Source organism: Azospirillum sp. P4_B5 (genome assembly GCF_056402275.1).
Window position 1 is genome coordinate 12,364 of the sequence record NZ_JBFUHT010000010.1, and the last position, 12,422, is coordinate 24,785.

Consider the following 12,422-nt stretch of genomic DNA (forward strand, 5'->3'; position numbering starts at 1 on the left):
TCACCGCGCGCTCTGGGCCGGCATATCGCAAAAACGGACCATCGCATCATGACGATTCTTCAGACCCGCCGCCGTTTCCTGGCGTCCGCGGCTTCGGTCGCCGCGCTGGGCGGCCTTTCCACCCTTCTTCCTGCAGCCGTGCGCCCCGCATGGGCCGCGGCGCCCCTCCGTCTCGCCGTTGAGCGGCGCGTGCTGGAGGTGATGGGCAAGCCCGCCTCCGTCTTCGGCATCCGCCAGCCGGACGGCACCTCCGGCCTGTTCCTGGATCCGGGGCAGCGCTTCCTGGTCGATCTGGCGAACCGGGCCGGGGAGGACGCCGTCATCCACTGGCACGGCATGACCCCGCCCTACGCCCAGGACGGCGTCGCCGACGCGAACCGCCCGCTGATCCGAGACGGCGCCAGCCAGAACTACGATTTCGAGCCGCGGCCCGGCACGCACTGGATGCACTCGCACCACGGCCTCCAGGAGCAGCGGCTGATGGCGGCTCCCCTGATCGTCCGCACCGCCGAAGACCGGCGCGCGGACGTCCAGGAGGTCACCGTGCTGCTGCACGATTTCACCTTCAAGGACCCCGCCGAGGTCCTCGCCGGGCTGACCGGCGGCACCATGAATCATGGCGGGATGGATCACGGTGGCGGGCATGGCGGGGGCCATGGAGGCGGTCACGGCGGCCATGGCGGAGCCATGCCGATGATGAACCATTCCATGGACATGAAGGGGATGGGGGACAGGAAGGGCATGGGCGGCATGGCCATGGCCGCCATGGACCTCAACGACGTGGAGTATGACGCTTATCTTGCCAACGACCGCACGCTCGACGACCCGGAGGTGGTGCGGGTGGAACGCGGCGGGCGGGTCCGGCTGCGGCTGATCAACGGGGCGACCTCCACGGCCTTCCACATCGACCTCGGCGCCCTCGATGGCACGGTGGTCGCGGCGGACGGCAACCCGGTCCAACCGGTGAGCGGGCGGCGCTTCGGCATGGTCATGGGACAGCGGCTGGACATCCTCCTCCAGCTTCCCGCCGAAGGCGGCGCCTTCCCCGTCCTGGCGCAACGGGAAGGGGAGCGTCAGCGCACCGGCATCGTCCTCGCCACCCCCGGCGCCACGGTGGGCAAGACCGCCGGCCTCGCGGACGGCGCCGCCGGGCCGGTGGACCTGTCGCTGGAGCGGCGGCTGACGGCACTCGCCCCCCTGGCCCCGCGCCCCACGGATTCGGCCTTCACCATCCGGCTGACCGGCGGCATGGCCCCCTATGTCTGGACCATCGACGACCGCCCCTTCGGCGAGCACCGGCCGCTGACGGTCCGCAAGGGCCAGCGCGTGACCGTCACCATGGTCAACGAAAGCCCGATGGCCCACCCGATGCACCTGCACGGCCAGCATTTCCAGGTGACCGCGCTCAACGGGACGGCGCTGGCCGGGGCGGTGCGCGACACGGTGCTGGTGCCGATGAACGGTTCCGCCACCATCGCCTTCGACGCCGACAATCCTGGGCGCTGGCCGTTGCACTGTCACAACCTTCTGCACATGGCGACCGGCATGATGACCGAATTGGTGTGCGAACAAACCATATGAACACGAAGATTCCGGCGCGGCCCGACCGCGCCGGAACGGGTACCGCAAAAGCCCCGCGCCGGTTCGGACGGATGAAACCGGCAAATCCAGACGCATTCCTTTGGGAGCGAACTTTCACGCATCACTCCCATTCACATTGGACGGGGACGTGTCACTTCTCTTCCATCTCCGGGGGCGGCGACCAATGTTCCGGAACCAATCTTCTGCGGGGGCGGCCATTGGCCATGGATACGTGGTGTTATGACGGCGGTGCCGGGGGGCGCTCGTCCAGAGAGTCCGTTGGCGGGTCTGGTGGTGGGTCTGCCGGCGGTGCCGCCGGTGCGGCGGACCTCTGGCTGGACCCGGACCTTGCGGCGCTGGAGGCGCTGTCGCTGCGGGTGCGGGACTCGGTTCTGCCGCATCTGGGCAGCGGGCCGGCCGTCTATGCGGACATCCCGGTCCATCTGAACGTCGGGGATCTGCTGATCAACCAGGGGGCGGAAACCCTCTTCACCGACGGTGGGGTGGATATCCGGGAGCGGGTGACGCTGGGCAACGCCCGGCGCCTGCTGCGCCGCCAGCGCGATGGGCAGGCGGCGATCCTGCTGCACGGCGGCGGCAATTTCGGCGACCTCTACCCCCATCACGAGACGTTCCGGCAGAAGGTGCTGGAGAGCTTTCCGTCCAGCCGCGTCGTGCTGCTGCCGCAGACCGTCTACTACCGCGACCACGACCGGCTGCGCCATGACATGAAGCGCTGGGCGGCCCACCGCAATTTGGTCTTCATGGCGCGCGACGCCCCGTCGCTCGATCTGGTGCGGCCCTTTCTGGGGGAGCGGGCGATCCAGGTGCCGGACCTCGCCCATTACCTGACGCGCTACCCGACGCGGCTGACGCCGGTGCGCCCGGCCCACGACACCACCCTGCTCGTGATGGCCCGGCGCGACCAGGAATGCGCGGGGCGCCACTGGCTGCGCCAGGACTCGCCGGTCTTCGACTGGGAGGATCTCTGCGGGCCGGAGGATTTCGCCGGCTTCGCGCTGGCCGCCCGGCTGATCCGGCTGGACGACGCGGTGCCGCTTCCCGCCGATCCACTGCGCGGCTGGTATCCCATCCGCGACCGGCTGGTCCGCAAGGCCGTCGCCCATTTTGGCGCGGCCAACGCCGTGGTCACCAACCGCCTGCATGGGATGCTGCTGGCCCTGATGATGGGGCTGCCGGTGCAGGTACGCGACAACTCCTACGGCAAGCTGACCAACTACATCGACAGCTGGCTCGCCGATTGGAAACGGTAAGGACCGCGGGAACGATTGCGGCCCGTATCCGTCTGTCATCCCGGAACACGGGCTGAAGAGGGCGTCGGCGGGCATGGCGGGCAAGGGGCTGCACATCGGATTCGAGGAGACGGCGAGCGGCGGTCTGGTCCGCCGCACCGTTCTGCTGTCCGAGGACGGCGCCCGCCGCCGGGACCGCGTGGTCTACGAGTTCGAGGATCCGGCCGGAACGGCGGACCGGCCGATGGACGGGGCGGTCATGGCCGTCCTGTTCCACGCCATGCAGCGGGGCCTTCCCGTCCATGTCCACGGGTCGCTGACCCGGACGGCGCTGCACAACATCGACACGCTCCAGGGGGTGTGGCGGCGCTGGCGTCCCGACCGCTACCGGACGGTGGAGATCATCCCGGAGACGGTGGTCGACCGCAACGCGCCCAAGCCGGGGCGCCGGGCCATCGCCGCCTATTCCAGCGGGCTGGACAGTACCTTCACCATCCTGCGCCACCGGTTTCTCCTGCCGCCGGAACGCCGCCACCATGTCGGCGCGCTCCTCATGGTGCACGGCTTCGACGTGGAACTGGACCGGCCCGAGGATTTCGAGCGGCTGGTCGAGCGCACCCGGTCCTTCCGCGAGCTGGTCGGGCTGGACCTGCGCGTGGTGCGTACAAACAGCAAGGAGCTGCATCTCCAGAACTGGCAGGATTCCCACGCGGCGGAGTTGGCGGCCTGCCTGCACCTCTACGCCGCGGAGTTCGAGTTCGGGCTGATCGGCAGCACCAAGCCCTACGACGCGCTGGTCATCCCCTACGGCACCACGCCGATCGCCGACCATCTGCTGTCCGGCGACGGTTTCTCCATCGTCCATGACGGGGCCGCCTATTCCCGAACGGAGAAGGCGGCGGCGGTCGCCGCCTATCCGGAGGCGGTGCGCTCCCTGCGTGTCTGCTGGGAGGGGGCGGAGCAGTTCCGGAACTGCGGCGTCTGCGAGAAATGCGTGCGCACCCGGATGAACTTCGCCGCCGCCGGGGTGGCCGCCCCGGACTGCTTCGACGGGCCGCTCGACCCCGCGCGCATCGCCGGCATCCCCGTGCGCAACGAGCCGCAGGCGGCGGAACTCCGCTCCATCCTCGATTACGCCCGCCAGCACGCGGTGGAGGGGGAATGGCTGGAGCGGCTGAAGGAGCGGGTGTGCGCCATCCAGCCGGACTTTGGCCAATCCGATCCTGGTTCTCCCGAGCCTCGGCATATCCGGGCGATGAAGGGCACCGCCGCCTCGCTGCGGCAGGCGGCGGTGGCGCTGCTCGACGCGATGGAGCTGAAACAGCCGCTCAAGCGGGTCCGCAACCGGCTGCGGACCCGCGGCTGAGCCATCCGTTGGCCCGGTCCCTTTGGGGGTCAGGCCACCAGTGCCTCAAGGGCGCCGCGCATGCCGCGTTCCTCGATCACCGCCAGATGGATGGCGGTGCGGTGGGCCAGACCGGGGATGCGGGTCAGATCCTCGCCCCACAGAGTGGCGTTGGACAGTACGGAGTCGACCAGCGCCGCCGGGTCGCCGTCCTGCGCCGCCCAGGCGCCGGCCAGCGCCGTCAGAACCGCGGCGTCGTCGCGGATGGGGTAGGGGCCGGCGTCGCGGCTGCCGCTGCAGGCGCCGTCCGCCGCCAGCGTGCCCTTGTAGAAGCGCAGCAGGGCGGCCAGCGAGAAGGACAGGCCGTCCGGCGCCTCGCCATGGGCGGCGGCGTAATCCTTCAGGCTGGGCAGCACGCGCACCTGCCACTTCGACACCGAGTTCAGCGCGATGGCGATCAGCTCGTGCCGGATGTGGGGGTTGCCGAAGCGCTCCATGATGGTGCGGGCGTAATCCTGGCGCTCGGCGTCCGGCAGGGGTACGAAGGGCACGATCTCCCCGAACATCACCGTGTTCAGGTAGGCGGACAGGGTGGCGTCATCCATCATGCCCTTCACCGTGTCCACCCCCGCCACGAAGGCGGCGAGCGCGCTGGCGGTGTGGGCGCCGTTCAGGATGCGCACCTTGCGCGTGCGGTAGGGCTTCAGGTCGTCGGTCCAGACCACGTTCAGCCCGGCCTTGTGCAGCGGGAACTCCTCGGCCAGGGCCGCCGGCCCTTCGATGACCCAGACATGGAAGGGCTCGCCGGCCACAGCCAGCGGGTCCTCATAGCCCCATTTGGCGGCGAGTGCCGCGGCCTCGTCGCGCGGGTAGCCGGGGACGATGCGGTCGACCAGCGTGTTCAGGAAATGGTTGTGCGCCTCGACCCAGGCGGCGAAGCCGGACTCCAGGCCCCAGCGCTTGGCGTGGGCCAGGACGATCCGCTTCAGCTTGGCGCCGTTGGCCTCGATCAGCTCGCAGGGCAGGAGGACGAGGCCGCTCTCCGGCGTGCCGCCCAGCGCGGTGAAGCGGGCGTGCAGCAGCGCCGCGACCTTGGCCGGGAAGCTCTGTTGGCAGGCGCCGGGGGTGTAGGGCTCCGCCACGTCGGCGATGCCGGCTTCCGTCGTGTTGGACACCAGGAAGCGCAGCGCCGGGGCGGTGGCCAGGGCCAGCATGCGCTCCCACTCCGCGTAGGGGTTCAGCGCCTCGGACACGCAGCTCACCACCCGGCGGGATTCGACTTCCTTGCCCTGCTCGATGCCGCGCAGCAGGACGGTGTAGAGTCCCTCCTGCGCGTTCAGCAGGCCGGCGACGCCCTGGTCCAGCGGCTGGGCGACGGCGACCCCGGCGCTCATCAGCCCGGCGCCGTTGGCGACGTCCACCATCCAATCGACGAAGCCGCGCAGGAAGTTGCCGTCGCCGATCTGAAGGACGGTGACGGGCAACCGCGGGGCGCCCGCCGTGTGCGCAACCGTCGTGTTAGCAATGGCGAAGGCCCCGGCGGCGAGCGATTCACGGGAGAGAAGAGGCATGACGGAAGGTCCTTTGAGAATCGGAATGCGCTGGCAGCGGGTTCAGGCGACGCCGAAGCGGTAGACGATGCGGCCCGTGCACCACTGGCCGGGGGCCAGCGTGGTGGAGGGGAAGGACGGGATGTTGACGGCGTTGGGGAAGTGCGACGGCTCCAGGCAGAAGGCGCTGTGCCGGGTGTAGAGCGTGCCGCCCTTGCCCAGGTCGCGCGGCGTCTGACCGTCCAGGAAATTGCCGGTGTAGACCTGCACGCCGGGTTCGGTGGAGAGGACCTCCAGCACCCGCCCGCTGCCGGGGTGGACGACGCGGGCGTGCAGCCCCAGCGCGCCCTCCGGCTTGTCCACCGCGTAATGCAGGTCGTAGCCCTTGCCGAGCGCCAGCATCGGGTGGTCGGCGGCGATCCGCGCCCCGAAGGCGACGGGGCCGCGGAAGTCGAGGGGCGTGCCGGTCACGTCCACCAGCTCCCCGGTGGGGACCGCGGTGGCGTCGAGCGCCAGATAGCGGCTGCCGTTGACCGTCGCCACATGGTCGAGGATGGAGGACCCGGCGTCGCCCGACAGGTTGAAGAAGCTGTGGTCGGTGAAGTTCGCCACGGTTGCCTTGTCCGCCGCCACGGCGGTCCAGGCGATGGTCAGGGCGTTGTCCTCGTCCAGCGTATAGACCAGCCGGACGGGCAGGGTGCCGGGGAAGCCCTCCTCCCCGTCCTGGAAGACGTAGGTCAGTTCCAGGCTCGTCTCGTCCAGTTGCCGAGCGGCGAAGGTGCGGAAGCGGGAGCCGCGCTGGCCGCCGTGCAGGGTGTTGGGCGGCGCGTTGACGGCGGTGCGGTGCTCCACCCCGTTCAGCGTGAAGCGTCCGCCGCCGATGCGCCCGCAATAGCGCCCGATGAAGGAGCCCATGGAGGGCTGCCCGGCCATCGTTTGCTCCAGCGTCTCGTAGCCCTGCACCACGTCGCCGAGGGCGCCGTCGCGGTCGGGCGCCAGGATCTGGACAATCTTGCCGCCGTAATTGGTGATGCGGACGGCCATGCCCCGGCGGTTGCGCAGGGTGAACAGGTCGGTCGGCGTGCCGTCGATGGTGGCGCGGAAATCCTCGCGCCGGAGGTCGGCATAAGGCGTCATGGCGTGGGTGCCCCTTGGACCGGAAGGATGTTGGATATATTAATATATCAGTTATGAAGGCCGGAAGGAGAAAAGCGCCCGCCGCCGGATCGGGCGCTTTTGCCGCACGTCGAATGTTTGGAGGTGTCAGCGGGCCAGGGCTGCGCCCAGCGCCGCGACGTCGATCTGGTGGGTTCGGAGAGTCGTGTGCTCAGCGTAGCCGAGCTGGTGGTTGATCGCCAGCATCGGCCCGTTCGTCGCCGCGTTGCGGGTGATCATCAGCCGGACGGAGGGCCGGGCGAAGCGGAGATGTCGCAGCAGGGCGGCCTTCAGCCCTTTGCCCACCCCCAGCCCGCGCCGGTCGCGGCGCACGCCGGTGACGATCTGATGGACCCGGTCGGTCATCTCCGGGTGCCAGAAAACGTCGCTGAAGCCGATCACCGACCTGTCGGCGTCGCGCAGCACGACCATGTGATGCTCCACCTGCTGGAACTGGATGTTGTGCTTCCATTCCAGGACCATCGCCATCGTCACCGGGATGAGCGGCTGGTCCAGCCGGTCGCGCGGCAGGTCGGGCAGCAGGGCGTTGTGCAGCGGCAGGATCGCTTCGAACTCCGCGTCCGGGACCTCGCCGGCATGGATGGTTTCCGTCAGACCGGGAAGCGCGCGGCGCATCGCCGCGTACCAGCCCTCCACCATCGCCCAATCGACACCGTCCAGCGCCAGCCGGCTGTCCACCGACCGCAGTCGTTCTTCGGCTCCGATGGCGCTCAGGAAGGCGTGGCCGTCCGCATCGTCGGTGACCAGGGTCAGCATGATCTTCCCATGCACAACCATTAGGCCGTGGATTTCCGCCAGCAGCCGCCGGCCGATCCCCTGGCGCCGCCACTCCTTCAGCACGAAGCCGTCGGCGTGCAGGTGGGGCAGCGCCGCCTGGATGTCCGGTTGGTCGGGGTTGGGCAGGAAGGCGCCGACGATGCCGACGATTCGGCCCTCTGCCCGTGCCACCCAGTGGACATTGCGCCCGAAAGCGCTCGGCTGCCGTTCGATCGCTTCGAACCAGGCGTCGGAGGGCGGCAGATCGTCCGCGCCGGACTGCGCGTGCCGCGCCCGGCGGAAAACGTGCCGTTCCGCCCACAGCTCCGGCGGGGCGCTGTGCGGGTCGAAGGGGAGGATTTCGAACACGGGCAGAGCGGTCATGAACGCCCTCGGTTGGAACGGTACACGGACTGCGGGAGTGTGCGGCGTTTCTCCACGCTCTCGGGCTGTGTCTGATCGTCGCAACCCGAGGGTCGTCGATGGTCGGAGTCACGTCCGTTCGGGCGTCTCACCTTCTGCGCGATGGCCCGATGATGCCGGCAAGGCGACCATTGAGGGTTGCCGGGGCTCCGTGAACCGGCGGGCGGGACTGGGGAGGACAGCCGTGACCACCCTCTTTCACGACGCTCTGCACGAGGATTTCGGCACCTGGCCCGTCGCCTATATTCCCTATGGCGGGGCGGAGTTCGGCGAGATCAAGGCGGTCGCCGAGGCCATCGGCGACGGTGACGACGGCGCCTATTACGACGCCTGGACCGCGGCGGGCAACCGGCTGGCGCACGAGGCCGACATCGCCCTGGCCAAGGGCCACAAGGCGACCGCCCGCGCCCTCTATCTGCGGGCAAGCGCCTTCCACAACGCCTCGTTTCACCCGCTCTACGGCGCGCCCGTCGATCCGCGCCTGATCGCCGCGTTCCGCAAGGGGACGGCGGCGCTCGACAAGGCGCTCTCGCTCGGGCCGCGCCCGGCCATCCCGCTGGCCATTCCCTTCGGCGGGATGGCGATGCCCGGCCGCTTCATTCCGGCAGAGGGCTTCGAGACCCGGGTCCGCCCGCTGATCGTCTTTACCAACGGCTACGACGGCACCATCGCCGACATGTATTTCGCGTCGGCGGTGGCGGCCTCCCGGCGCGGCTATCACAGCCTGCTGTTCGACGGCCCCGGCCAGGGGGCCATGCTCTACGAGCACGGCGTCCCGCTGCGCCCGGACTGGGAAACGGTGATCGCGGCGGTGGTCGATTTCGCCGAAACCCTGCCGCTCGTCGATGCGGCGCGCATCGCGCTCAGCGGCTGGAGCCTCGGCGGGCATCTCGCCCCGCGCGGCGCGTCGGGCGAGCCGCGCATCGCGGCGCTGATCGCCGACCCCGGCACCTGGAGCATCGCGGATGGCTTCCGCGACGTGGTCGTGCACAAGCTCGGCGTCGCGCCGGAGGCGGCGGCTGATCTTGGCGCCCTGGACCAAGCGGTCATCGACCGCATGGACGCCTTCATCCGCAGCCACCGCCAACTGAACTGGAAGGTTGTGCAGCGCGGCTTCTGGGTGCATGGCGTCGCGGACCTGCGCTCCTACCTCGCCTCTGTGGAGTTGTTCACCATGCGGGGGCGGGCGCATCTCATCGCCTGCCCCACCCTGATCACCCAGGCGGAGAACGACACGCTGTCGGCCGGCGCGGGCGCCTTCTTCGACGCGCTCGGCTGCCCGAAGACGCTGATGCGCTTCACCGCCGCCGAAGGCGCCGACGGGCATTGCGAGATGGGCAACCGCTCCCTCCTGAACCTCCGCGTCCTCGACTGGCTGGATGACCGGTTCGCGGGCGGAGACTGACGCGCCGCACCGCCGTTCCGTCAGTGGTTGTCGCGCGGGATGCCCATGGTCTGGGCGACGCGCTGGTACTTGACGGCGGGCTTCAGCACCATGCCCTCGTCGAGCTGGTCGACGATGCCGCGCTGGATCTCCTGCCAGGGGGTCTGCGACGGCGGGATGGGGTAGCCGCCCGCGGCCTCCAGAGCGGCGCGGCGGTCGGCCAGTTCGCCCTCGGAGATCAGGATGTCGGCGCTGCCGCGGCGCAGGTCGATGCGCACCCGGTCGCCGCTGCGCAGAAGGGCCAGCCCGCCGCCCGCCGCCGCCTCCGGGGACGCGTTGAGGATGGAGGGCGATCCCGAGGTGCCGGACTGGCGGCCATCGCCGATGCAGGGAAGGGAATGGACGCCTCGGCGGATCAGCGTGGCGGGGGGCCGCATGTTGACCACCTCCGCCGCCCCCGGATAGCCGATGGGGCCGGTGCCGCGGATGACCAGGATGGTGTAGGCGTCGATGCCCAGGCTGGGGTCGTCGATGCGGTGATGGTAGTCCTCCGGCCCGTCGAACACGACGACCTTGCCCTCGAACGCCTCCGGGTCCTGCGGGTTGGACAGGTAGCGTTCGCGGAACTCGTCGGAGATGACGCTGGTCTTCATGATGGCGGCGCCGAACAGGTTGCCGCGCAGCACCACGAAGCCGGCGCTGGGCATCAGCGGCTCGTCGATGGGGTGGATCACCCGCGTGTCGAGGATCGGCTGGTGGCGGCAGTTCTCGCCGATGGTCCGGCCGTTGACGGTGGGCGCCCCCTCGCGGATCAGCCCCTTGCCCATGAGCTGGGCGACGACCGCGGGCACGCCGCCGGCGCGGTGGAAGTCCTCGCCCAGATACTCGCCGGCCGGCTGGAGGTTGACCAGCAGCGGCACGTCGTGCCCGTGGGTCTGCCAGTCTTCCACCGTCAGCGGCACGCCGATGTGCTTGGCGATGGCGTTGATGTGGATCGGCGCGTTGGTCGAGCCGCCGATGGCGGAGTTGACGACGATGGCGTTGAGGAAGGCGTCGCGGGTCAGGATGTCGGAGGGCTTGAGGTCCTCGCGGACCATCTCGACGATCCGCTTGCCGGTCTCGTAGGCGGCCTGCTGGCGCTCGCGGTAGGGGGCGGGGATGGCGGCGGAGCCGGGAAGCTGCATGCCCAGCACCTCGGCCAGCGAGTTCATCGTGGAGGCCGTGCCCATCGTGTTGCAATAGCCGGTCGAGGGCGCGGACGACGCCACCAGCTCGATGAAGCCCTGATAGTCGATCTCGCCGGCCGCCATCATCTGCCGCGCCTTCCACACGATGGTGCCCGAGCCGGTGCGCTCGCCGCGGAACCAGCCGTTCAGCATGGGGCCGACCGACAGGGCGATGGCCGGGATGTTCACGGTGGCCGCCGCCATCAGGCAGGCGGGGGTGGTCTTGTCGCAGCCGATGGTCAGCACCACCCCGTCGAGCGGGTAGCCGTGCAGCACCTCGACGAGGCCGAGATAGGCGAGGTTGCGGTCGATCGAGGCGGTCGGCCGCTTGCCGGTCTCCTGGATCGGGTGGACGGGGAACTCGATGGCGATGCCCCCGGCGGTGCGGATGCCCTCGCGCAGCCGTTCGGCCAGGACCAGATGGTGCCGGTTGCAGGGGCTGAGGTCGGAGCCGGTCTGCGCGATGCCGATGATCGGCGCGCCCGATTGCAGCTCCTCCCGCGTCAGCCCGAAATTCAGGTAGCGCTCCAGATAGAGCGCGGTCATGTCGGGGTTGTCGGGGTTGTCGAACCACGCGCGCGACCGCAGCCGCCGGCCGGAGCCGATTTCCGGGTGCTGGGAGAAGGGTTTCGTATCGGACATATCGGCACCAATTCGGGTTGGGGGCGCGGACCGGGGGCGGCCGGCGCCGGATTTGTTCGGAGCCTCGCTCGAAGTCTCAGGGGCGGTTCGCCCTGTGTCCTACCAGTGAAAGGCCTCGGTGGTGCGCCAGCGCCCGACCAGACAGGCGTCGGCGACCAGTTGCAGCGGACGGGCGTCCACATCGCCCGCCGCGTCCGCGATCAGGTGGTGGAAGCGGCGATAGATGCCTTGGTACTCGGTGTCGGGCTCGGCCAGCACGGGCACGCCGTCCACGCTCAGCCGTGTCCCGCCGTGGATCAGGTCGAGCCGCCCACCCTCCGCCCCGATGCCGTCCGTCTCGATGGCGATGGTCCAGGTCTGCTCGCCCTCCTGGAGGAAGTCGAAGGCGGCTGTCACCGTCCCGACGGCGGAGCCCGCAACCCCCTCCATGCGCAGCGTCGCGGCGATGGGCGTGTCGCGGTTGGCGGGGACCCGCAGCTCGGCGTCGCGGACGACGACGGGGCCGGGCAGGATCTCGGTCAGGATCGACAGGGCGTTGATGCCCGGATCGAAGACGCCGAAGCCCCCCGCCGCGAAGATCCAGTCCTGGCCGGGATGCCAGCGCCGCACGTCCTCCTTCCAGGTGATGGCGACGTGGCGGACGGTGGCGCCGGCCAGCCGCCGCCGCGTCTCCTCCACCGCCGCGTTGAAGCGGGAGTGCCAGGCGGCGAACAGCGTGCGCTTGGCCCCCTCCGCCGCGTCGAGCAGCAGGCGCAGCTCGGTCAGGGTGGCGGCCGGCGGCTTCTCGATCAGGACATGCTTGCCGGCGCGCAGCGCCTCCACCGTCAGGGCGTGGCGGACGGCGGGCGGCGTGCAGATCGCCACGGCGTCGAGGTCGGGCAGGGCGGCCAGCATCTCCCCCTGGCTGCGGAAGACCGGTACGTCGCCGAGCCCGGTCTCTTCGGAGGGGGGGCCGTGCGGGCTGACCACCGCGGCGAGGCGGAACAGGCCGGTGGCGGCGATGGCCGGGACATGCTGGTCGCGGGCGATCTTGCCGAAGCCGACGATGCCGAGCGTAAGAGGGGCGGGGGTGGAACGGGTCATGAC

9 protein-coding genes are annotated in these 12,422 nt (G+C 70.1%); 4 read left to right on the forward strand and 5 right to left on the reverse strand.

Annotated elements, in window-relative coordinates; translation table 11 throughout:
• Positions 1-48: 48 nt before the first annotated feature.
• The 3 genes from AC1DVI_RS10135 to AC1DVI_RS10145 all read left to right on the forward strand — a co-directional run bounded on the left by AC1DVI_RS10135 (position 49) and on the right by AC1DVI_RS10145 (position 4,200).
• Entirely contained in the window at positions 49-1,581 is a 1,533-nt protein-coding gene (locus AC1DVI_RS10135; RefSeq protein WP_476957858.1) for a multicopper oxidase family protein, read from the forward strand.
• 224 nt (positions 1,582-1,805) lie between these two features.
• Positions 1,806-2,855 (forward strand): polysaccharide pyruvyl transferase family protein, encoded by a 1,050-nt coding sequence (locus AC1DVI_RS10140; protein WP_476957859.1) that lies wholly within the window; start codon positions 1,806-1,808, stop codon positions 2,853-2,855.
• A gap of 73 nt (positions 2,856-2,928) precedes the next feature.
• Entirely contained in the window at positions 2,929-4,200 is a 1,272-nt protein-coding gene (locus AC1DVI_RS10145) for a hypothetical protein (protein WP_476957860.1), read from the forward strand.
• A 29-nt stretch (positions 4,201-4,229) separates the two neighbouring features.
• On the opposite strand, the gene AC1DVI_RS10150 is transcribed toward AC1DVI_RS10145, so the two are convergent.
• From AC1DVI_RS10150 to AC1DVI_RS10160, 3 genes are all read right to left on the reverse strand, one after another.
• A complete protein-coding gene (locus tag AC1DVI_RS10150) occupies positions 4,230-5,750 on the reverse strand; it encodes a tagaturonate reductase (RefSeq protein ID WP_476957861.1) in 1,521 nt (506 codons plus the stop codon).
• Positions 5,751-5,792: 42 nt separating this feature from the next.
• The gene (locus AC1DVI_RS10155) at positions 5,793-6,866 is read right to left on the reverse strand and encodes an aldose epimerase family protein (protein WP_476957862.1); all 1,074 of its coding nucleotides are present in this window, start codon (positions 6,864-6,866) and stop codon (positions 5,793-5,795) included.
• A 126-nt stretch (positions 6,867-6,992) separates the two neighbouring features.
• Positions 6,993-8,045, reverse strand: a complete 1,053-nt coding sequence (locus AC1DVI_RS10160; protein ID WP_476957863.1) for a GNAT family N-acetyltransferase — start codon at positions 8,043-8,045, stop codon at positions 6,993-6,995.
• A 223-nt stretch (positions 8,046-8,268) separates the two neighbouring features.
• Between AC1DVI_RS10160 and AC1DVI_RS10165 the strand changes: the two genes are divergently transcribed.
• Entirely contained in the window at positions 8,269-9,489 is a 1,221-nt protein-coding gene (locus tag AC1DVI_RS10165) for an alpha/beta hydrolase family protein (protein WP_476957864.1), read from the forward strand.
• Positions 9,490-9,509: 20 nt separating this feature from the next.
• Here the strand turns inward: AC1DVI_RS10165 and AC1DVI_RS10170 are convergent, their stop codons facing one another.
• Both AC1DVI_RS10170 and AC1DVI_RS10175 read right to left on the reverse strand, forming a co-directional pair.
• The gene (locus AC1DVI_RS10170; protein WP_476957865.1) at positions 9,510-11,336 is read right to left on the reverse strand and encodes an IlvD/Edd family dehydratase; all 1,827 of its coding nucleotides are present in this window, start codon (positions 11,334-11,336) and stop codon (positions 9,510-9,512) included.
• 99 nt (positions 11,337-11,435) lie between these two features.
• Positions 11,436-12,419, reverse strand: coding sequence for a Gfo/Idh/MocA family protein (locus AC1DVI_RS10175; protein ID WP_476957866.1), 984 nt, complete (start codon positions 12,417-12,419; stop codon positions 11,436-11,438).
• Between the last annotated feature and the right edge of the window lie 3 nt (positions 12,420-12,422).

What these genes read in the sequence shown, in the direction of transcription:
- AC1DVI_RS10170 (WP_476957865.1), bottom strand. Translation starts at nt 11,336, where the DNA reads ATGTCCGATACGAAACCCTTCTCCCAGCACCCGGAAATCGGCTCCGGC.
- AC1DVI_RS10175 (WP_476957866.1), bottom strand. Translation starts at nt 12,419, where the DNA reads ATGACCCGTTCCACCCCCGCCCCTCTTACGCTCGGCATCGTCGGCTTC.
- AC1DVI_RS10160 (WP_476957863.1), bottom strand. Translation starts at nt 8,045, where the DNA reads ATGACCGCTCTGCCCGTGTTCGAAATCCTCCCCTTCGACCCGCACAGC.
- AC1DVI_RS10140 (WP_476957859.1), top strand. Translation starts at nt 1,806, where the DNA reads ATGGATACGTGGTGTTATGACGGCGGTGCCGGGGGGCGCTCGTCCAGA.
- AC1DVI_RS10150 (WP_476957861.1), bottom strand. Translation starts at nt 5,750, where the DNA reads ATGCCTCTTCTCTCCCGTGAATCGCTCGCCGCCGGGGCCTTCGCCATT.
- AC1DVI_RS10155 (WP_476957862.1), bottom strand. Translation starts at nt 6,866, where the DNA reads ATGACGCCTTATGCCGACCTCCGGCGCGAGGATTTCCGCGCCACCATC.
- AC1DVI_RS10135 (WP_476957858.1), top strand. Translation starts at nt 49, where the DNA reads ATGACGATTCTTCAGACCCGCCGCCGTTTCCTGGCGTCCGCGGCTTCG.
- AC1DVI_RS10145 (WP_476957860.1), top strand. Translation starts at nt 2,929, where the DNA reads ATGGCGGGCAAGGGGCTGCACATCGGATTCGAGGAGACGGCGAGCGGC.